The organism is Streptomyces sp. NPDC002838 (assembly GCF_040295365.1).
In the GTDB taxonomy this organism is placed as follows: Bacteria; Actinomycetota; Actinomycetes; order Streptomycetales; family Streptomycetaceae; genus Streptomyces.
On the sequence record NZ_JBEOVF010000005.1, the window covers coordinates 266,537 to 287,939 of the forward strand.

The 21,403-nt window shown below is 72.4% G+C and carries 14 protein-coding genes; 11 read left to right on the forward strand and 3 right to left on the reverse strand.

Annotated elements, in window-relative coordinates; translation table 11 throughout:
• Positions 1–203 precede the first annotated feature (203 nt).
• From rimP to ABT063_RS09810, 9 genes are all read left to right on the forward strand, one after another.
• Positions 204–713, forward strand: coding sequence for a ribosome maturation factor RimP (gene rimP / locus ABT063_RS09770; protein WP_351056668.1), 510 nt, complete (start codon positions 204–206; stop codon positions 711–713).
• Positions 714–715: 2 nt separating this feature from the next.
• Positions 716–1,702 carry a transcription termination factor NusA gene (gene nusA / locus ABT063_RS09775; RefSeq protein WP_351056669.1) on the forward strand — a complete coding sequence of 329 codons (987 nt, stop codon included), beginning with the start codon at positions 716–718 and terminating at the stop codon, positions 1,700–1,702.
• A 90-nt stretch (positions 1,703–1,792) separates the two neighbouring features.
• Positions 1,793–2,071 carry a YlxR family protein gene (locus tag ABT063_RS09780; RefSeq protein WP_351056670.1) on the forward strand — a complete coding sequence of 93 codons (279 nt, stop codon included), beginning with the start codon at positions 1,793–1,795 and terminating at the stop codon, positions 2,069–2,071.
• Positions 2,072–2,217: 146 nt separating this feature from the next.
• Positions 2,218–5,355, forward strand: a complete 3,138-nt coding sequence (infB, locus tag ABT063_RS09785; RefSeq protein WP_351056671.1) for a translation initiation factor IF-2 — start codon at positions 2,218–2,220, stop codon at positions 5,353–5,355.
• Between the two features lie 193 nt (positions 5,356–5,548).
• On the forward strand, positions 5,549–5,842 hold the full coding sequence (locus ABT063_RS09790; protein ID WP_073941243.1) for a DUF503 domain-containing protein: 294 nt from the start codon (positions 5,549–5,551) through the stop codon (positions 5,840–5,842).
• A gap of 61 nt (positions 5,843–5,903) precedes the next feature.
• Positions 5,904–6,350, forward strand: a complete 447-nt coding sequence (gene rbfA / locus ABT063_RS09795) for a 30S ribosome-binding factor RbfA (protein ID WP_351056672.1) — start codon at positions 5,904–5,906, stop codon at positions 6,348–6,350.
• On the forward strand, positions 6,347–7,252 hold the full coding sequence (gene truB / locus ABT063_RS09800; protein ID WP_351056673.1) for a tRNA pseudouridine(55) synthase TruB: 906 nt from the start codon (positions 6,347–6,349) through the stop codon (positions 7,250–7,252). Before rbfA ends, truB begins: the two co-directional genes overlap by 4 nt.
• Before the next feature lie 276 nt (positions 7,253–7,528).
• On the forward strand, positions 7,529–11,695 hold the full coding sequence (locus ABT063_RS09805) for a serine protease (protein ID WP_351056674.1): 4,167 nt from the start codon (positions 7,529–7,531) through the stop codon (positions 11,693–11,695).
• A gap of 142 nt (positions 11,696–11,837) precedes the next feature.
• Positions 11,838–12,791 (forward strand): bifunctional riboflavin kinase/FAD synthetase, encoded by a 954-nt coding sequence (locus tag ABT063_RS09810; RefSeq protein WP_351056675.1) that lies wholly within the window; start codon positions 11,838–11,840, stop codon positions 12,789–12,791.
• Positions 12,792–12,868: 77 nt separating this feature from the next.
• Here the strand turns inward: ABT063_RS09810 and ABT063_RS09815 are convergent, their stop codons facing one another.
• The 3 genes from ABT063_RS09815 to eccE form a co-directional block, all read right to left on the reverse strand.
• Entirely contained in the window at positions 12,869–15,910 is a 3,042-nt protein-coding gene (locus ABT063_RS09815) for an SCO5717 family growth-regulating ATPase (protein ID WP_351056676.1), read from the reverse strand.
• 344 nt (positions 15,911–16,254) lie between these two features.
• On the reverse strand, positions 16,255–17,040 hold the full coding sequence (locus ABT063_RS09820; RefSeq protein ID WP_351056677.1) for a hypothetical protein: 786 nt from the start codon (positions 17,038–17,040) through the stop codon (positions 16,255–16,257).
• Positions 17,037–18,353, reverse strand: coding sequence for a type VII secretion protein EccE (gene eccE, locus ABT063_RS09825; protein ID WP_351056678.1), 1,317 nt, complete (start codon positions 18,351–18,353; stop codon positions 17,037–17,039). The genes ABT063_RS09820 and eccE overlap by 4 nt, the downstream gene beginning before the upstream one ends.
• A gap of 199 nt (positions 18,354–18,552) precedes the next feature.
• Between eccE and eccB the strand changes: the two genes are divergently transcribed.
• Positions 18,553–20,079, forward strand: coding sequence for a type VII secretion protein EccB (eccB, locus tag ABT063_RS09830; protein WP_351056679.1), 1,527 nt, complete (start codon positions 18,553–18,555; stop codon positions 20,077–20,079).
• A gap of 11 nt (positions 20,080–20,090) precedes the next feature.
• The gene (gene mycP, locus ABT063_RS09835; RefSeq protein WP_351056680.1) at positions 20,091–21,368 is read left to right on the forward strand and encodes a type VII secretion-associated serine protease mycosin; all 1,278 of its coding nucleotides are present in this window, start codon (positions 20,091–20,093) and stop codon (positions 21,366–21,368) included.
• Positions 21,369–21,403: the final 35 nt, after the last annotated feature.

The following is a 21,403-nucleotide window of genomic DNA, read 5'->3' on the forward strand; positions in this document are numbered from 1 at the left end:
CGGCACGCCCGTGATCACCGTACCCGCGCAGTCACCCCGCACCACTCAGCGGCACCGTTCGGGCCCCGGCCGGTGCCCGCCCGGCCGCCCGGCGGGCGTCCGACGGCCGCCCCGGTGGACGGCAACACCCCCCGGGACCGGATACCCTTTGACCAGACACGCGACCTTCCCACAACAGCACACGCGGCCGAGGAGTCACCCGGATGAGCACCACCCAGAGCGAGAGGCTGCGAGAGCTCCTGGAACCGCTCGTCAGCTCCCAGGGCCTGGATCTCGAAGAGATCGCCGTGGACTCCGTCGGACGCAAGCGTGTGCTGCGCGTCGTCGTCGACTCCGACACCGGTGCCGATCTGGACCGGATCGCCGATGTGAGCCGCGCGCTCTCGGCGAAGCTCGACGAGACGGACGCGATGGGCGAGGGCGAGTACACCCTCGAGGTCGGAACCCCGGGCGCGGAGCGCCTCCTCAAGGAGCACCGGCACTACACGCGAGCCGTCGGACGGCTGGTGAAGTTCCAACTGGCCGAGGGCGAGGAGCTGGTGGCCAGAATCCTCACGGTCGACGACGACGGACTCGACGTCGAGGTGCCCGGAGTCAAGGGACGCAAGCCCACCGCACGCAGACTCGCCTTCGGCGACATCGACAAGGCGCGCGTGCAGGTCGAGTTCAGCCGTAAGGACACGAAGGACATGAAGGAAGAGGAGGAGGCGTAGCCGTGGACATCGACATGAGTGCCCTGCGGGGCTTGGTACGGGAGAAGGAGATCTCCTTCGACCTGCTGGTCGAGGCGATCGAGGCGGCCCTCCTCATCGCCTACCACCGCACCGAGGGAAGCCGCCGCCACGCGCGCGTGGAGCTCAACCGGGAGACCGGTCATGTGACCGTGTGGGCGAAGGAGGATCCGGACGACCTCGAGGAGGGCCAGGAGCCCCGCGAGTTCGACGACACCCCGACCGGTTTCGGCCGGATCGCCGCCACCACCGCCAAGCAGGTCATCCTGCAGCGGCTGCGCGACGCCGAGGACGACGCGACGCTCGGCGAGTACGCCGGCCGCGAGGGCGACATCGTCACCGGTGTCGTCCAGCAGGGGCGCGACCCGAAGAACGTGCTCGTGGACATCGGCAAGCTGGAGGCCATCCTGCCGGTGCAGGAGCAGGTGCCGGGCGAGACGTACGCGCACGGCATGCGTCTGCGGTCGTACGTCGTCCGGGTCGCCAAGGGCGTCCGCGGCCCGTCCGTGACCCTGTCCCGTACGCACCCCAATCTGGTGAAGAAGCTCTTCGCCCTGGAGGTGCCGGAGATCGCCGACGGCTCCGTCGAGATCGCCGCCATCGCGCGTGAGGCCGGTCACCGTACGAAGATCGCCGTCCGCTCCACCCGCTCCGGTCTGAACGCCAAGGGCGCCTGCATCGGCCCCATGGGTGGCCGTGTGCGCAATGTCATGGGCGAGCTGAACGGTGAGAAGATCGACATCGTCGACTGGTCCGACGATCCGGCCGAGATGGTCGCGAATGCGCTGTCGCCGGCCCGGGTCTCCAAGGTCGAGGTCGTGGACATGGCCGCCCGCTCCGCGCGCGTGACGGTGCCCGACTACCAGCTGTCGCTGGCGATCGGCAAGGAAGGGCAGAATGCCCGGCTTGCGGCCCGGCTCACCGGCTGGCGGATCGACATCCGTCCGGACACCGAGCAGCCCGGGGAATAGATCCAGGCCGCAGGTCGCTTAGATCACGACAACAGCCGTTCGATTTTTGCCCCAAAGGGGTGAGGTCGGTACGGGGAGGTAGACTTAGCTGTGTCTGGCCGGACGCCCGCCCGAGCATGCCCTGAGCGCACCTGTGTGGGGTGCCGGGAGCGAGCGGCCAAGAAGGACTTGCTGCGTATCGTGGCGATCGAGGACGAATGCGTCCCCGATGATCGCGGTACGCTGCCCGGCCGGGGTGCGTATGTGCACCCCGCCCTGGTCTGTCTGGACCTGGCGGTACGCCGTCGGGCCTTCCCACGGGCGCTGCGCGCCCCGGGACCGCTCGACACAAAGGCGTTGCGCCTTTATGTCGAGCAGGCAACACCGTAAGACGCGTCGCACGGAACCCCGTGCGGCCCTGGTACCTCGCGAGTTGGAAGTAGGTCGAGATTGCGATGAGCACTCGATGAGTACGCGATGAGTACGCCCATGAAGTAGCGACGGTCCGGCCGCAACCCGGACCTAAAAGGAGCGAAGTGGCTAAGGTCCGGGTATACGAACTCGCCAAGGAGTTCGGGGTTGAGAGCAAGGTCGTCATGGCCAAGCTCCAAGAACTCGGTGAATTTGTCCGTTCGGCGTCCTCGACGATCGAGGCGCCCGTAGTCCGTAAGCTGACGGACGCCCTCCAGCAGGGCAACGGAGGCGGCAAGCCCGCCCCCCGCAAGGCTGCCCCGGCGAAGCCGGCAGCCCCCTCTCCCGCGCAGGCCGCCCGTCCGGCTGCCCCGCGCCCGCCGGCCCCCAAGCCGGCCGCCGCCGAGAAGCCCGCGGCTCCCGCCGCACCGGCTGCTCCCGGCCCCCGTCCCACTCCGGGCCCGAAGCCCGCGCCGCGGCCCGCCCCGGCGTCTCCGGCGCCCACCACGCCCGAGTTCACGGCACCTCCGTCGGCTCCCGCCGCACCGGCCGCCGGTTCCGGCTCCGGCTCTGGTTCCGGTTCCGGCTCCGGTGCCCGTCCGGGCGCTCCGCGTCCGGGTGCTCAGGCTCCGCGTCCGGGCGCCCGTCCGGGCGGTCCCGGAGAGCGCGGCCAGGGTCGTGGTGACCGTGGCGACCGTCCCGGCGGTTCGCGTCCGGGTGGTCAGGCTCCGCGTCCCGGTGCCCGTCCGGCCGGTCCCCGTCCGGGCAACAACCCCTTCACCTCTGGTGGCTCCACCGGCATGGCGCGCCCGCAGGCGCCCCGTCCGGGCGGTGCACCCCGACCGGGAGGGGGCCCCGGTGGCGCCGGCGCGCCCGGCGGCGCTCCGCGTCCGCAGGGCCAGGGCGGTCCCCGTCCCCAGGGCGCCTCGGGCGGTCCCCGTCCGCAGGCTCCGGGCGGCTCGCGTCCCACCCCGGGCGGCATGCCCCGCCCGCAGGGCGGCGGTCCGCGTCCCGGCGGCGGCCCCGGCGGCCCTCGTCCGAACCCCGGCATGATGCCGCAGCGTCCCGCTGCCGGCCCGCGCCCCGGTGGCGGCGGTCCCGGCGGTCGCGGTCCCGGCGGCGGCGGTCGTCCGGGCGGTGGCGGCGGCGGTCGTCCGGGTGGCGGCGGCTTCGCCGGTCGTCCGGGTGGCGGCGGCGGTGGCGGTTTCGCCGGCCGTCCCGGTGGTCCCGGTGGCGGTGGCGGCGGTTTCGCCGGTCGTCCGGGTGGTCCCGGCGGTGGCGGCGGTGGCCGTCCCGGCTTCGGCGGTCGTCCCGGTGGTCCGGGTGGCCGTGGTGGCACGCAGGGCGCCTTCGGTCGTCCTGGTGGTCCCGCGCGTCGTGGTCGCAAGTCGAAGCGGCAGAGGCGCCAGGAGTACGAGGCCATGCAGGCCCCGTCGGTCGGCGGCGTGATGCTGCCTCGCGGCAACGGCGAGTCCATTCGCCTGTCGCGCGGTGCCTCCCTCACCGACTTCGCGGAGAAGATCAACGCCAACCCGGCGTCCCTCGTCGCGGTCATGATGAACCTCGGCGAGATGGTCACGGCCACGCAGTCCGTCTCCGACGAGACGCTGCAGCTCCTTGCCGACGAGATGAACTACACGGTTCAGATCGTCAGCCCCGAGGAGGAGGACCGCGAGCTGCTCGAGTCCTTCGACCTGGAGTTCGGCGAGGACGAGGGCGACGAGGAGGACCTGGTGGTCCGCCCGCCGGTCGTCACCGTCATGGGTCACGTCGACCACGGAAAGACCCGACTGCTCGACGCCATCCGCAAGACGAACGTCATCGCGGGCGAGGCCGGCGGCATCACCCAGCACATCGGTGCCTACCAGGTCACGACCGAGGTCAACGAAGAGGATCGCAAGATCACCTTCATCGACACCCCGGGTCACGAGGCGTTCACCGCCATGCGTGCCCGTGGTGCGAAGTCGACCGACATCGCGATCCTGGTCGTCGCGGCCAACGACGGCGTCATGCCGCAGACGGTCGAGGCGCTCAACCACGCCAAGGCGGCCGACGTCCCGATCGTCGTCGCGGTCAACAAGATCGACGTCGAGGGTGCGGACCCGACCAAGGTGCGCGGTCAGCTGACCGAGTACGGCCTGGTGGCCGAGGAGTACGGCGGCGAGACCATGTTCGTCGACATCTCCGCCAAGCAGGGTCTGAACATCGACTCGCTGCTCGAAGCGGTCATCCTGACCGCCGACGCCTCGCTCGACCTGCGGGCCAACCCGAAGCAGGACGCGCAGGGCATCTCGATCGAGTCCCGTCTCGACCGCGGCCGCGGTGCCGTGGCGACGGTCCTCGTCCAGCGAGGCACCCTGCGGGTCGGCGACACGATGGTGGTGGGCGACGCCTACGGCCGCGTGCGTGCCATGCACGACGACAACGGCAACAACGTGCAGGAGGCCGGTCCGGCGACGCCGGTCCAGGTCTTGGGCCTGACCAACGTCCCGGGTGCGGGCGACAACTTCATCGTGGTGGACGAGGACCGTACGGCCCGTCAGATCGCGGAGAAGCGTGCCGCCCGTGAGCGCAACGCGGCCTTCGCCAAGCGCACGCGTCGCGTCTCCCTCGAGGACCTGGACAAGGTGCTCAAGGCCGGCGAGGTCCAGCAGCTCAACCTCATCATCAAGGGTGACGCTTCTGGTTCCGTCGAGGCCCTCGAGTCCTCCCTGCTCCAGCTGGACGTCGGCGAAGAGGTCGACATCCGCGTCCTGCACCGCGGCGTCGGTGCGGTCACGGAGTCGGACATCGACCTGGCGATGGGCTCGGACGCCATCGTGATCGGCTTCAACGTGCGCGCCGCCGGGCGGGCACAGCAGATGGCCGAGCGCGAGGGCGTGGACGTCCGCTACTACTCGGTCATCTACCAGGCGATCGAGGAGATCGAGGCGGCCCTCAAGGGCATGCTCAAGCCGGAGTTCGAGGAGGTCGAGCTCGGTACGGCGGAGATCCGCGAGGTCTTCAAGTCGTCCAAGCTGGGCAACATCGCGGGTGTCATCATCCGTTCCGGCGAGGTCAAGCGGAACACCAAGGCCCGCCTGGTCCGCGACGGCAAGGTCGTCGCGGAGAACCTCAACATCGAGGGTCTGCGTCGCTTCAAGGACGACGTCACCGAGATCCGCGAAGGCTTCGAGGGCGGTATCAACCTCGGAAACTTCAACGACATCAAGGTCGACGACGTCATCGCGACGTACGAGATGCGGGAGAAGCCGCGGGCGTAACGCCGACGGTTCGCGTTGGCCGACGGGACTTCGGTTCCGTCGGCCAACGCGCCGTTCCAGGGGGCAGCGCCCCCGGCGGGGGCGAAAGAATCCCGTCGAGCCACCCGCCCGTTCGTTGTACGGTTCTTGATGTCCCCGCCCACTGAATGGCGGGGCCATCGATCCCGTACCGGCGGGTGAACCGGTTACACACATGTATGTGGGGACGCTGTCCTTCGACCTGCTCCTCGGCGACGTACGGTCGCTGAAGGAGAAGCGGTCCGTCGTCCGCCCGATCGTGGCCGAGCTCCAGCGGAAGTACGCGGTGAGCGCGGCCGAGGTGGACCACATGGACCTCCATCGCAGGGCCGTCATCGGCCTGGCGATGGTCTCCGGCGACGCGGGGCATCTCACCGACGTACTGGACCGGTGCGAGCGGCTGGTCGCCGGCCGCCCCGAGGTGGAGCTGCTGTCCGTCAGGCGGCGCTTCCACGGCGAAGACGACTGACGGCCGAAGACGCAACTGACGCACCTGAGAACGCAGACAGGAAAGAACGGGAGACGGACCAGTGGCCGACAACGCGCGGGCGAAAAGGCTGGCGGACCTCATCCGAGAGGTGGTGGCCGAGAAGCTGCAGCGCGGGATCAAGGACCCGCGGCTCGGCTCGCACGTCACCATCACGGACACCCGGGTCACGGGTGACCTGCGGGAGGCGACCGTCTTCTACACGGTGTACGGGGACGACGAGGAGCGGGCGGCCGCGGCCGCCGGTCTGGAGAGCGCCAAGGGCGTGCTCCGCTCCGCGGTCGGCGCGGCGGCGGGCGTGAAGTTCACGCCGACGCTGACCTTCGTGGCCGACGCGCTGCCCGACACCGCCAAGACCATCGAGGACCTCCTGGACAAGGCGCGCCAGTCCGACGAGAAGGTGCGCGAGGTCTCGGCCGGTGCCAAGTACGCCGGCGACGCCGACCCGTACCGGAAGCCGGGCGAGGACGAGGGCGACGCCGCCGAATGACCCAGAAGACCCCCACGCCCGACGGCCTTGTCATCGTCGACAAGCCGTCGGGCTTCACTTCGCACGACGTCGTCGCCAAGATGCGCGGCATCGCAAGGACACGGCGCGTCGGGCACGCCGGCACCCTCGACCCGATGGCGACGGGTGTCCTCGTCCTCGGCGTCGAGAAGGCGACCAAGCTCCTCGGGCACCTCGCGCTGACCGAGAAGGAGTACCTGGGCACGATCCGCCTCGGCCAGACCACCGTCACGGACGACGCCGAGGGCGAGATCACGGAGTCGGTGGACGCCTCCAAGGTCACCCGCGAGGCCGTCGACGCCGGCGTCGCCAAGCTGACCGGCGCCATCATGCAGGTGCCGTCCAAGGTCAGCGCCATCAAGATCGACGGCGTGCGGTCCTACAAGCGGGCGCGCGAGGGCGAGGACTTCGACATCCCCGCCCGGCCGGTCACCGTCTCGTCCTTCGCGGTGTACGACGTCCGGGAGGCCGTCGCCGAGAACGGCACCCCGGTGCTCGACCTGGTCGTGTCGGTGGTCTGCTCGTCCGGCACGTACATCCGGGCCCTGGCCCGCGATCTGGGCGCCGACCTGGGCGTCGGCGGTCACCTCACGGCTCTGCGCCGGACGCGCGTCGGGCCGTACAAGCTGGACGCGGCGAAGACGCTGGACCAGCTCCAGCAGGAGCTGACCGTGATGCCGATCGCCGAGGCCGCCGCGGCCGCGTTCCCGCGCTGGGACGTGGATGCCAGGCGGGCCCGGCTGCTCACGAACGGCGTACGGCTGGAGATGCCCGACGTGTACACGGGCACCGGTGCCGTGGCCGTCTTCGACCCCGAGGGCCGCTTCCTCGCGCTCGTCGAGGAGCACAAGGGCAAGGCGAAGAGCCTGGCTGTCTTCGGCTGACGTCCTGGTCGCCCTCGGCTGATCCACGGGACCGCGGGGCATCCGCCCGTGGAGCGGCGATCACGGGGTACTCCACTGTCGCCGCTCCACGGTCCCCCTCGGTTCCCCCACCCCTAGGGTGTATCCACCCGCCCCCGTCCATTCACCCGTCCGGGCAGGCGCTCGGAGTGAACCGGGGGAGTGGAAAGGGGCGCTTTCGCCGCGTGATCTGTCCCGCTGATCACCTCGCGCCTACCTTCGAGGCCAGGCACGTGTGTACGGCGGGGAGGATCGACCATGGCGGGACGGGGCCCCCGGACCGGGAACGCGAGCGGCACCGCACGGCCGGACCACTCCCGGAACGCGCGCGGCCGACAGAGGCCTGACGAAGCACCGGGGCAGAACCCGGGGCGGGACGTGGGGCCGGGGCCGGGGCAGGTACAGGGGCCGGGGCGCGACGAGGCCTTGGTCCGCATCCACGACCCGGCCGGCCGGCCCCGCGGCACCGGCTTCGTGGCCGACCACCTCGGCACGGTCGTCACCAGCCACGAGACCGTCGACGGTCTGCCCCGGCTCGTGCTCCACGCCGCCGGCGACCGCAGCTGCGTCGTGACCGCCGACGCGGTGACCCCGTTGCCCGAACTGGACCTGGCCCTCATCCACACCGAAGGCCTCGACGTGGACCCGCTCCCCATCACGGTGCGGGACCGGATCGAGGTCGGCACCTATGTGCGCGTCCCCGCCGGCTGCTGGCGCGAGGCCCGTGTACTGGGCGCGACCGGCGTGACGTACACGGCCAAGGACCGCTTCCATCACCTCGACGACGCCCTTGAGTTGGCGATCGGCACGGCCGGACGGGACGCGCTGCGACAGGGCGGCGGGGCCGCGGGAGGCCCGGTGCTCGACGCCGCGTCCGGCGCCGTGGTCGCAGTCCTGGGCACCGCGCTGCGGAACGACCACGGTGACGCCGCATTCGCGGCACCCCTCCGCCCACCGCCGAACGGCCCCTTGTCCGACCTGCTCGCCCGCAACGCGACGACCGTCCCCGCGTATGGCGCGGACCTCAACTTGGCCGGCGTGCTGGAACTGACGGCTGCCTCGGTGGGGCGGGATGGTCCGGCCGGGGTGGTGGCGGGGTTCGTGGGTTGGGGGTCTGGGTGGGGGGATGGGGGAGGGGCGGGGCCGAAGGACGCTGGGGGGCTGGGGTCGTCGGGTGCCTGGGGATCAGGATCGTCGGATGTCCGGCGAGCGAGGTCGGCGGATGCCGGGGGAGTCGGGTCGAAGGACGCTGGGGGGCTGGGGTCGTCGGGTGATTGGGGATCGGGGTCGTTGGATGTCCGGCGGCCGGGGTTGTCGGGTGCTGGAGAGCCGGGGCGGTCGGATGTCGGGGGGCTGGGGTCGTCGGGTGCCTGGGGATCAGGATCGTCGGATGTCCGGCGAGCGAGGTCGGCGGATGCCGGGGGAGTCGGGTCGAAGGACGCTGGAGGGCTGGGGCCTTCGGGTGCCTGGGGACCGGGGCCGACGCACGCCCGGCGAACAGGGCCGTCGGATGCCGGGAGAGTCGAGCCGAAGGACGCCGGGGGACTGGGATCGACGGACCCCCGGAGCAGCGGGCCGGCGGACGCCTGGGGCCCGTGGGCGGTGGAGCCGGTCGAACGGGCGGGGACGGTGGCGGAGTTCGCCGCGTTCAGTGACGGCCCGGCCGCCGTCCTCGGCCTCGTCGGGGATCCCGGCAGCGGTCGTACGACGGAACTCGCGGCCCTCGCCGCCCGGCGCGCCCGGAGCGCGGAACCGGCCCCCACGCTGTGGCTGCGCGGCGCCGACCTCAAGGGCGGCGACACCTCGGTGGCGGACGCTGCGGGCAGGGCGCTGACCCGGGCGGCGAGGATCGTGGCCGCTTCCCGTCCTGTCGAAGCCGCCGCCTGTCCCGCCGACCTGGGCGACGCCACCCCCGAGCGCCTGGCCCGCCTGGCCCGAGCCGCCGGTCGGCCCCTCCTGCTCCTCCTCGACGGTCCCGAGGAGATGCCACCTGTCCTGGCCCACCGCCTCGCGGAGTGGACCGACGGGACGGCGAGGTGGCTGCGGGAGACGGGGGCAAAGCTGGTGGTGGCGTGCCGGGGGGAGTACTGGGAGGTGGCGGGGGCGGGGTTTCCGGAGGAGATGCTGCATGGAGGGGCTTCGCCTTCCCACGCCGGTCCGCATCCGTCAGCCCGTCCGGCGTTTGAGGACAAGGCCGTTCAGGCCGACAGCGGGGGTGCGGGGGCGGCAGCCCTCAGGAGTGGGACGCAGACTTCCCGGCCGTTCCCACCCTGCGTGCACCTCGGCGACCTGCACGACGACGAGTCCCGCGAGGCCCGCACCCGCTACCGCATCCCCGAAGGCACCCTGACCGGCCCCGACGCCCGCCACCCCCTCACCCTCCGCCTCCTCGCAGAGGTCCACGCCGCTCTCCCCGAACCCCCGCACGCCCCCATCGACCGCGAGGACGTCTTCTCCGCCTACCTCGACCTGATGTGCCTGCGCATCGCGGTACGGCTGGCCGAACAGAACGGCCCGCACGGCACCCCCGTACGCCGCCTCGCCGCCAAGGTCTCCGGCCAGGTCCACGAGGCCGCCCGCCGCAGCCTGGGCCCCGGCCAGGGCGAACTGGACCGGACGTCGTTCGAAGCGGTGTTCCCCTGGGGTACCGCCCCCGCGAGGCTCGGCGGCGGCACCGGCTGGGCGTCCGCCGTGCTCACCGAGGGCCTCCTCGTCCCCGTCGGCACCGGCTACCGCTTCGCCCACGAAGAGCTCGCCGACTGGATCCAGGGCATGCACCTCGACCTGGACGAGGCCCTGCGCGCCCTGGTCCACAGCCACCGCACCCGCCCGCCCGGCACCTCCGGCACGCACCCCCTCCCCGTCCCGCACCACCGCATCGGCCCCGTCATCGAGGCCCTGCTGTACCTCGCCCGCCGGCACGGAACACCCCGACTCGCCCACCGCCTGGAGGAGTTGACCCACGCGCTCGACGCCGACCCGCACTCCTGGTGGGCCGCCCGCCTCCTCGCCGAAACCCTGCTGCGCGTCCCGGACGCGACGCCGTACACAGCCGTCCTGATCCTGCTCACCGACCGGATCGTGACCTGGCGCCGCCGGGAACGGCCCGTACCCGCCGAGTTCGGGCCGGACTTCTGGACCGCCCTGCCGCTCCCGCAGGACACCCGCGTCGACCTGCTCCGCCGTCTCGTCCTCGCCGACGGCCCCCGGCGGGACACCGGCCCCCGCTACCTCGACGCGGCCGCCCGTCTCCTCGCCGCCGACCCCACCGCCGTACAACCGCACCTCATCCGCTGGTTCGACGACGAGCGACCGCTGCCCGCGACCCCGCACGCGACCGTGGCGAAGGCCGCGCAGGCGCTGCTGCACACCCATCGCCACCCGGCCCTGGACGACCTCACCGAAGTCCTCGTCGACAGCGCGCACCACCGCGCCGACGAGCTGCTCGCCGTACTCGCCGAGGACGAGCCGTCGGCCGTCTGCCGGGCCGTCGACCGGTGGGCGCACGACGAACGGCCCGCGCGGCGGGCCGCCGCCGTGGCGTCCGGGCTGCGCACCGCCCCGCACGTCCGCACCGAGGCCGACCGCGAACTGCTGCGCCATGCCGCCCTCGCCCTGCTCGCCCGCCCCGCCGACCGCACCCTGCACGGCGGCGCGCTCGCCCTGCTGATCCGCGATCCGCACACCCGCGCCCGCCATCTCCCGCAGGCGCTCGGGCACTTCGTGGCCGGCGACCCGCAGTTCCCGCCGAGCGCGCTGGTCCCGGCCCTGGCGACCGACCCGGACCAGGTCCTCGACGCCTTCCGGGACCGGCTGCGCCGCCCCGACGCCGGGGAGGCGCTGCGCACGCTCGCCGACGTCACCACGCCCGCGCTGGCCCGCCGGGTCGCCACCCTGGTGCGGGAGGCCGTGGAGCAACGGCCGGAGACCGCCGCCCACGTGGCCGCGTACGTCGACCGGCGCCTCGAGCACGGCCCCGCCGCCCGGGCCGTACTCCTGCCGTTGGTCACCGGCCTGCTGGACGGCGGCCCGGAGCGGGCGCGGGCGGCCCTCGCGGCCGTCCTCGCCGCCCCGGGCACCCCCGCTTCCCGCCCTCTGCGCCAGGAACTCCTCGAGTTCCTCCTGACCCACGAACACGAACCGTCCGTCCTGATCGCGGTCCTGCACACGGCGGCCGCACACAGCGAGGCATGGGCGACAGGCGCCCGCGACCTGGTCCACCGCGCCGGCCTCCTCCTCGTGCGCACCCCTCAGGGCGCGGCTCGCTTCGACCGCGGCCTTGTCGACCTCTGCCGGCGCGTGCCCGGCTTCGCCGCGCTGGTGGCCGGCTGGCTGACCGAGACCCCGGACGACTGGGCGGCGGTGGTGGGCCCCAGCGCCCGCCGGATGATCGAGAGCCTGGCCGGCGTACGAGTCCCCGCGTGAGCAGGCGACATCCACGTGCGTCCCGTCACAGCCCCATGCCGATGCGGGCCGCGGGCGCGCGGCATGGCACCCTTAGACCTGCGCATGAGGACCTGCGCAAAAGGCAGAGAGACGGACACGGGTTCGACAAGGAGCGGTCACAGTGCAGCGCTGGCGTGGCTTGGAGGACATCCCCCAGGACTGGGGGCGCAGCGTCGTCACCATCGGCTCCTACGACGGAGTCCACCGCGGACACCAGCTGATCATCCGGCATGCCGTGGAACGCGCCCGTGAACTGGGCGTTCCCGCCGTCGTCGTCACCTTCGACCCGCATCCCAGCGAGGTCGTCCGCCCCGGCAGCCACCCGCCGTTGCTCGCCCCGCACCACCGCCGTGCCGAACTGATGGCGGACCTGGGCGTGGACGCGGTCCTGATCCTCCCGTTCACGACGGAGTTCTCGAAGCTCTCGCCGGCCGACTTCGTCGTCAAGGTCCTGGTCGACAAGCTGCACGCCAAGGCGGTCGTCGAGGGCCCCAACTTCCGCTTCGGCCACAGGGCCGCCGGGAACGTGGAGTTCCTGACCGAGCAGGGCAAGATCTACGACTTCGAGGTCGAGGTCGTCGACCTGTACGTGTCCGGTGACGCGGGCGGCGGCGAGCCCTTCTCCTCGACCCTGACCCGGCGCCTGGTCGCCGAGGGCGACGTCGAGGGTGCCGCCGAGATCCTCGGCCGCCCGCACCGGGTGGAGGGCGTGGTCGTCCGCGGCGCCCAGCGCGGTCGCGAGCTCGGCTTCCCCACGGCGAACGTCGAGACGCTCCCGCACACCGCCATCCCCGCCGACGGTGTCTACGCGGGCTGGCTCCATGTGGACGGCGAGGCGATGCCGGCCGCGATCTCCGTCGGCACGAACCCGCAGTTCGACGGCACCGAGCGCACGGTGGAGGCGTACGCCATCGACCGCGTGGGCCTGGACCTGTACGGGCTGCATGTCGCCGTCGACTTCCTGGCCTTCGTCCGCGGGCAGGCGAAGTTCGACACGCTGGACGCGTTGTTGGAGCAGATGGGCGAGGACGTGAAGCGGTGCCGGGAGCTGGTGGCGGCGGCTGACGCCGAGTAGTCGTAGTCGTCCGTAGGACGCCGAAGGGCGGCCGGTGCCTCAGGGGCACCGGCCGCCCTTCGTTCGTTCGCGTGCGGCTACTGCTGCGGGGGAGGGGGCGGGGGCGGGGTCTGCCCGTCCTGCGGGGGATAGCCGGGGTGGGCCTGTCCTGGCTGCTGTCCCGGCTGCGGGGGGTAGGGCTGGGGCTGGCCGCCGGACTGGGGGTACGGCTGTCCCGGCTGGGCGGGCGGCTGGCCCGGCTGGCCGTAGGGCTGGCCCGGGGGGTACGGCTGCTGTCCCGGCTGACCGGGGTGCGGCTGCTGTCCCGGGTGGGGCTGCTGCGGGTACGGGCCGGGCTGGCCGGGTGCCTGCTGGCCGGGGGCGTACGGCTGACCCTGCTGGCCCGGCATCGGAGGTGCGGCGACCGGCGGCGGGTTGCCGTCGCTCGTCCACAGGCCGTGCTTCTGCTGGTGCCGTACGAAGTCCTCGGCGACCATCGCCGCGAGGTTGAAGTACGCCTCCCGCACCTTCGGCCGCATCATGTCGAGGTCGACCTCGGCACCGGCGGCGAGATGCTCGTCGAAGGGGACGACGATCACACCCCGGCACCGGGTCTCGAAGTGCGCCACGATGTCCTCGACCTTGATCATCTTGCCGGTCTCGCGGACACCCGAGATGACGGTGATGGACCGTGAGACGAGGTCGGCGTACCCGTGCGCGGACAGCCAGTCCAGCGTCGTACTGGCGCTGCTCGCACCGTCCACGGACGGCGTCGAGATGATGATGAGCTGGTCGGCGAGGTCGAGCACACCGCGCATGGCGCTGTACAGCAGACCGGTACCGGAGTCGGTGAGGATGACCGGGTACTGGTTGCCGAGCACGTCGATGGCGCGCCGGTAGTCCTCGTCGTTGAAGGTCGTGGACACGGCCGGGTCGACGTCGTTGGCGATGATCTCCAGACCGGAGGGGGCCTGGGAGGTGAACCGCCGGATGTCCATGTACGAGTTGAGGTACGGGATCGCCTGGACGAGGTCACGGATGGTGGCCCCGGTCTCGCGCCGCACGCGGCGGCCGAGCGTACCGGCGTCCGGGTTGGCGTCGATGGCGAGGATCTTGTCCTGCCGCTCGGTGGCGAGTGTGGAGCCGAGGGCCGTGGTCGTGGTCGTCTTGCCGACGCCGCCCTTGAGGCTGATGACGGCGATGCGGTAGCAGGACAGCACCGGGGTGCGGATGAGCTCCAACTTCCGCTGCCGCTCGGCTTCTTCCTTCTTCCCACCCAGCTTGAACCGGCCCCCGCCGGGCCCCGGGCGGCTGCTCTTCGCCTTCTGCTTCTTGTTGTTGAGCAGTCGGTCGGAGGACAGCTCGACGGCCGCGGTGTAACCGAGGGGCGCCGCACCCGGGTTGCTCGGCTGCCGCTGGTCGTGCTGCATGGCCTGGGGCCAGGCGCCACCGGTGCGGGGGTCCACCGGCGGCTGGCCGTGCGGGGGCTGGCCGTGCGGCGGCTGCTGGGCGTTGGGCTGCTGCGGAACGCCGGGGTGCGGCTGCGCCGGGTTGGCCGGTTGGCCGTGCTGCGCGGGCGGCTGGGGGAAGCCGTATCCACCGGGCTGGGCCGGGGGGTTGGCGTTCGGGTTGGGGGCGGGCTGGGCGTTCGGTGCCTGGGGGCCGGGGGCGCCGGGTGCGCCCGGGTGCGGGAAGCCGTAACCGCCCTGCGCGTTGGGGGCAGGGGGCTGCGGGAAGCCGTATCCGCCCTGGGCGTTGGGCGGCGGAGGCTGGGGGAAGCCGTATCCGCCCTGCGCGTTGGGGGCAGGCGGCTGCTGTGCCGGAGTGCCGGGGTGCGGGAAGCCGTAGCCGGGCTGCGGAGGGGCCTGAGGGGCCGGAGGGGTCTCCGGGCTCGGCGGCGCAGGCGCGGCGGGCTGGTTCCAGGCGTTCGGCGCGGGCTGCGGCGCCTGGGGCTGGAAGGGCGGCTGCGGCGCCGACGCGGGCGGCTGGTCCGGCGCGGGCGCGGCGGATTCCGGCTGTGGCTGCGGCTGTGCGGGCCACTGGGCCGCCGGGGCCGGGGCGGCCGGCTGGTACGACGGCGGCAGCGGAGGAACCTCGCCCTCCGCCGCCGGAGGGGGAGTCCAGGAGGGGAAGCCGGACTGGGGGGCGGCCCCCGCGTCCGACGACTCGTCCGCGGTGCCGCCTGCCTCCTGTGCGGGGGTCTCCTCGGCCTCGCCGTCCGCCGGAGCCGCCTGCGCGTCCTCGGCCGCAGGAGCCTCCGCGTCCTCGTCCGCGTGGTCGGCCGTCGGGGAGGGAGTGTCGGCGTCGCCCTCCGCCGAGGAGGAGTCGTCGGCAGCGTCGGCGGAGGCGTCCGCGTCGTCATCCGTACGACCACGGGCACCAGTACCGGCATCTGCACCGGCCGAGTCCGCGGCCGTACCGTCGGCAGCGCTGTCGCCGTCGCCGGGCTGAGCCGAAGTCTTCTCGGCGGAACCGGCGACTGCGCTCTCGTCGGCAGAGTTCTGCCCGGCCCCACCAGTCCCGGCCGCGGCGGCGAGCTCCGCGATCTCCCGCTTCAGGGAGGCAGCGGAGAACCGCATGGTGTCGCCGCTCTCCAGATCGCCGTTTCCGGACTCGCCCTCGCCGGAAGCCGGGTAGGAGGGTGCGGCGGGAGGGGCAGGCGGCGCAACGGGGGTCTCAGGAGCCGCCGGAGGGGCAGCCGGAGCCCACTGACCCTGCGGCTGAGCCGGCGGCTGCGGCTGAGCGGGTGCCTGGGGCGGGGCGGGTGCCTGCGGCTGCTGCAACTCGAAGCCGTTCCCGGCAGGTGGCCTGGGCACGCCCGTCGGCTCCCCCATCGGCGGCGTGGCGGGAGCCGGAGCCGGGGCCGGGGCCGGGGCCGGAGTGGGAGCCGCTGCCGGAAAACCGGAGTCCGGCGAAGACGGAGCAGCGGCAGGCGCACCTGAGGCACCGGCCGCACCGGGTTCCTGACCGGAATGCCCGGACTGCCCCGACCCCCCACCACCCGCGTTCTGCGTGTACCAGGCAGGCGGCGCGTAGTCGATGGTGAACTCGCCCGTCATCTCGATGGCGGACTCCGCGTCGGGCTGGTCATCGTCGGGTGTGGCCCAGCCCCCGCGGATCCCGTCCCGATCGCTGCTCACAATTCCTCCTGGTGTGGTCGAGCACCCTCATGCCGTGCCGGGGCGACCATTACTTGTCGGCCTTGGTCGTTCGAGGTCGTCCGGTCCACCGGCTCCCCCTGGGGCGCCGACGTCCGGTCCACGGGTTCTGACATCGCGCCCTGTCCCAGCCTAATCACCACGTGCCCCACCCTGGCAGGCCCATCCACCCCATCACGACCCGCGCACTGCTTCACACCGGGCCCGCAGGTGTCGTACACGTCACCACTCCCGATGAACAAACCGCCCGATAGCGGGTATGAAGCCGCAAGACAAAGCGGAAGAAACGCCCCCGAATGCTCAATTCACGTCGGGCGACGGTCGATTCAGTCCATCCTGCGCGGCGTACCCAACAATCCGATCTCGGCGTCGGTCGGTTGTGTGAGCACGTACTGCCGGTCGCGATCGCTACACCAGAGGGTGAGGCCGTCGGAGAGGCCGGGCAGGGCCTCCACCTCGGCCCGGGGCAGCGCCATCGTGCGGCCCAGCTCCGTCGCCTCGTCCGGCGAGATTCTCTGCACCCCGACGAGCCGCGCCTGCCGCACGAGCCGCGGAGCCACCGGACTGAGGTACGGCAGCAGGGTCAGCACCGACTGCCAGGGCCCGGAGACGACCCGACCGCGCGGCGGCCGCATACCGCAGTCCCGCACGACCAAGACGGGCGTACCGGCCGAGGTGCCCTGCGGGGGCACCCGTCCGACGTCATACACGGCCAGCCCGTTCTGCCCGCCCCCCATGGCGTGCACCATCTGCATCCAGGCCTGTGGCCGCCCCGTCTCCACGGCCACCCGCGCTCCCGTCGCCGCCGCCCTGAGCGCGATGACCTGCACGGTCCACAGCCCACCGATGAGCACGACGTCGTACGCGGTCGGCCGATTGAGCCCCAACACCGCGGGCCGCCCCTCCGCGTCCACTCCGATGACGACGCCGTCGTCGCCGATGGGGAGGGTGAGGGCGTCCAACTGATCGACGGACACGGAGTGCCGAGCGTGCCGCGGGCCGATCAACCCGAGGCCGCTGCACAGCAGTTCGCGTGCCCGCTCGGGGACAGAGGGCTGTGGCTCGCCGCGACCGGTGGCCGCCTGCCCCACGCGCGTGGTCATCGACGTCATCGGGCGCCTCCGAGGGGCAGAGTGGCGAGCATGCCGGGTACTTGTTCCCGGTCGAGGCGGGCGAGCCCCGTGCCCGTGTGCCGGGCCGCGCCCTGCAACGCGCGCCGGGCGGCGACGAGTTCGTCGTCGCTGCGCCCGGTCACCCGCAGGTGCCCGCACACGGAGACCTCCTGCCGCTCCCCGCGCGTGAGCGTGAGGCTGAAAGTGGTGGCGAGCGCGGGGACGGCTGTGACCAGGGCGAGGAGCTGCGGCAGCGACGGCGCCCGCTCGCCCCCCAGTGCGGGCCACCGGCGGATCCAGTACGTGGTGTGTCTGCGGTTGTCGCAGCGCCAGCTCCGGCCCGACTCCTCGGTCCGCCGCTCGCGCGTCTCCGTACGCCCGGCCTCCGCCGTCACCAGCGGGTTGGCGCAGGCCGAGGTGGCGATGGCGGAGGTCAGCTCGTCCTCGTCGAGCAGGTGCGCACGGAACCCGGCCCCGGTCAGCCGGCTCGCGAGGTGATCGGCGGCACGCACGACACACTTCTGCGCTCCGACGAGACCGCCACCGCGCGCGGCCACGGCCTCCGGGCACAACTCCGGGTCGAGCTTCAACGCGATCCACGTGATCCGCACGGCCGGCGCACCCGTCTGCTCCTGCAGGGGCGCGTAGTTGGCGACGGCCACGGACTGCTGGGGCAGATGAATGGCGGGCGCGGGCTGGGTGTGCAGCACGACCTGCGCCGACTCCAGCCGGATCCCGTCCACCTCCAGGGCGCCGTGCACCAGGGAGATCGGCAGCGGCTGGCGGTTCCGCTCGGCCCGCAGCGCGGTGGCGTCGGCCTCCACCTGCAGGACCGCGGTGACGAACGTGCCGTCCCCGATGATCCCGACGGGGCGGCGGTCACGGCCGGCGTACGTGTACGTCCGCAGACTCGGGTCGCACTCCACGGCCGGCGCGAGCCCCGGCTCCGTGCCCTCCGGTATCGGCGTACTCGCGGCCCGGCGCTGCCGCGCTTTCAACGCCCTTGCCGTGGCCAGCCATTCGGGCAGGGAGCGGCCGCGACGACGGAAGAAGGAGAGCAGCACCAGGCAGACGGCGACGACGGCCGCAGGCACCAGGGCCACGGGATCGATCACCCATCCGACGAGCAGAATGGCGGCCGCGATCTCGAACAGGACGAAGCGTTGCAACCGGAATGCCCCGACCTGACCCGAACGCACCCTGAGGTGGAGTGCGTTCGGCGAGGCCGGCCGCTGCGCCGGTGTCTGCCGGGGCGCCGAGGAGCCCCGTGTCCGCGATCGGTCACGGGACCGGGCGCGCGTTCCGGAAGCCATCACTCCATCCCCCCGTTTTGCTCACAACTCGCTGGTATTTCAGCACCGCACAAGGCCTTTGAAGGCCCGGGTACCCTACCCGCTCCACAAGTCCCCGTGGATACCAGGCATAGTAGGGGGCCGCTCTGACATCGGAGGCGGGGGACCAGGTCACCCCGGCGAGCGCGGCCCATGTGAACACGGGGAGAGACAGGCACAGATGGCATCTCGGCGCGATCAGCTCAATGCCTACACCTTCGCGAAGCGCCGCATGCTCGCGGCCTTCCTGCAGTCCTCGCCCGACGGCTCGGAGGAGGGGGCGCCCCGTCCGCTGCGTTCGGTGCTGCCCGGCATCATCGTGGGCGTGATCGTCATCGCCGTCTTCGGGGCGTGGGGCATGTTCAAGCCCACCGCACCCAAAGGCTGGAACGCCCCCAACGCCAAGGTGATCGTCGCCAGCGACTCGACCACGCGCTACGTCGTCCTGAAGACCGGCAAGCAGGTCCAGCTGCACCCGGTCCTCAACATGGCGTCCGCCAAGCTGCTCCTCAACGAGGGTGAGGGCGAGGTGGTGACCGTCGCCGAGTCCGTCCTCGACAACGGCAAGATCCCGCACGGCGTCACCATCGGCATCCCGTACGCGCCCGACCGCCTTCCCTCGGCGTCCGAGGCGGGCAGCGAGAAGCGCTGGGCGGTCTGCGAACGCCCCAGCGCGGGCGGCGAGTCCATCCAGAAGGCGGCCCTGGTCCTCGCCTCCCGCGACATGAAGGCGACCGAGGGCAAGGGAGAGAAGCTGACGGGCGGTCAACTCCTCTACGTCGCGGACCCCGGCGGGAACCACTACGTGGTGGACGCGAGCGGACGGTCGTACCCCATCGACAAGAGCGACGAACTGCTGCTGCGCGCCGTCGTCGGCTCCGGCCGGAAGCCGCAGAAGGTGTCCAAGGAGTGGCTGGAGACCCTGCACCGTGGCGACCCGATCTCTTTCCCGGAGATCACCGACCAGGTGGGCACTGCGGCCGACGCTCCCGGTCAGCTGGACGAGACGACCAACAGGGTCGGCATGGTACTCAAGGCGCCCGACAACAACACGGAGCAGTCCTACGTGGTGCTGCCCGGCCGGGTCGCCCCCATCTCGGCCTTCGTCGCCCAGCTCCTGCTGTTCAGCAAGGACCTGGCCTCCCTCGGACAAGCCGGTCAGGCCAAGGAGATGGGCCCGGGCGCGATCGTCCCGGGCAAGCCGTTCGGCACGGAGCACCGCTGGCCGACCGAGGACCCCCAGCCCGTCAACGAGGCCTCCGGAGCGGCCGGCAGCCGCAGCACCGTCTGCAACGTCCTGCGCGGCGTGAACGCCAACTCGGGCGCCACGACTCTGAGCACCTGGGCGGGCACGGACTTCCCGGCCAAGCTCCCCACCGGCTCCTCCAGCGCGTACGTCACGCCCGGTTCCGGCCAGCTCTACCGCCAGTTCCAGGGCGAGGAGACCAAGGCCGGCCCCGTCTTCCTCGTCACCGACACGGGCCTGCGCTACGTCCTGCAGTCCAACGCCGACAGCGGCACGGACGACGCCGGCATCGGTACCACGGCCAAGGACCGCGAGCAGGCCCAGCAGGAGGCCGAACAGGCCCAGACCCGGCTGGGCTACAAGGACGTGGACCCCACGCCCATCCCCGCCGCCTGGTCGGAGTTCCTGCCCACGGGCCCACGCCTGTCGACGACGGCGGCACGCCAGCCGCAGGGTTCGTGAGGGGCGCGGAGATGCGACACGTGCCTTCCTTCCTCCGTCTCCTCCGTATGACGACCGCGGTGGCGGCGACCCTGCTCACGACGGCCCCGGTCGTCTTCGCGCCCCCCGCGGCGGCGGCCGACCTCCCGTACTCGGACCAGTGCGCGTTCCCCAACGGCAAGTACCCGGGCCGTCCCTGGTCCCTGCAGCGCGTCCTCCTGGACGAGCTGTGGAGCCAGTCCAGGGGCAAGGGCGTACGGGTGGCGGTGATCGACACCGGCGTGGACGTGACGAATCCGCAGCTGCGCGACGCGGTCGACGCGAAGAGCGGCCGTAACTTCCTGGACAAGAACCTCAAGGACGAGAACGGCGACCCGATCGAGCGGGGCAAGGAGAACGGCACCACGGACACGGTCGGCCACGGCACCAAGGTCGCCGGCATCATCGCGGCCCGCCCCGCCGAGGGCACCGGCTTCGTGGGCCTGGCCCCCGAGGCGACGATCATCCCGATCCAGCAGAACGACGCGGAGGGCCACGGCACCGCCGACAGCCTGGCCCGGGCGATTCGCTACGCCATCCAGGCCGGGGCCGGCGTCATCAACATCTCCCAGGACACGTCGAACGCGGTGAAGCCGACGTCCGACCTGGAGCTGGCGATCAACGAGGCCCTGGCCCAGAAGATCGTCGTCGTGGCCTCGGCGGGCAACGACGGCCTGGGCGGCAACGTCAAGGAGACGTACCCCGCGTCCTACAAGGGCGTCCTCGCGGTCGCGGCCTCGGACCGCAACAACGAGCGCGCATCCTTCTCCCAGTCCGGCGAGTTCGTCGGCGTGGCGGCCCCCGGCGTCGACATGATCTCCACGGTCCCCAAGGGCGGCCACTGCTCGGACAACGGCACGAGCTTCTCGGCGCCGTACGTCGCCGGCGTCGCGGCCCTGATCAAGGCGAAGCACCCCGACTGGACCGCCCGCGAGATCGTCGCCCAGATCGAACAGACGGCTGAGCGCACGATCGCGGGCCACGACCGCTTGGTCGGCTGGGGAGTGGTGGACCCGGTCCGAGCCCTGACGGAGGACGAACAGCCCATAGAGTCCCCCAACCCCCAGCAAGGCCTGGGCAAGCAGGAAGCCCCCACCCCGGCCAAGTTCCAGATCGGCGAAACCCCCGAGGAACGCAACGCTCGCCTCGCCACGTACGTGGCCGTGGGCGCGGTGGTCCTTGTCGCGGGGCTGGGCGGCACGGCGGTGGCGATCCGGGATGCGCGGCGGAGGCAGGGGCGGCGAGTTGAGGGCGGGTCGTGGACGCGCTGACGAAACTGAATGTGCTGGGCTGGCCCTCGCCGGCC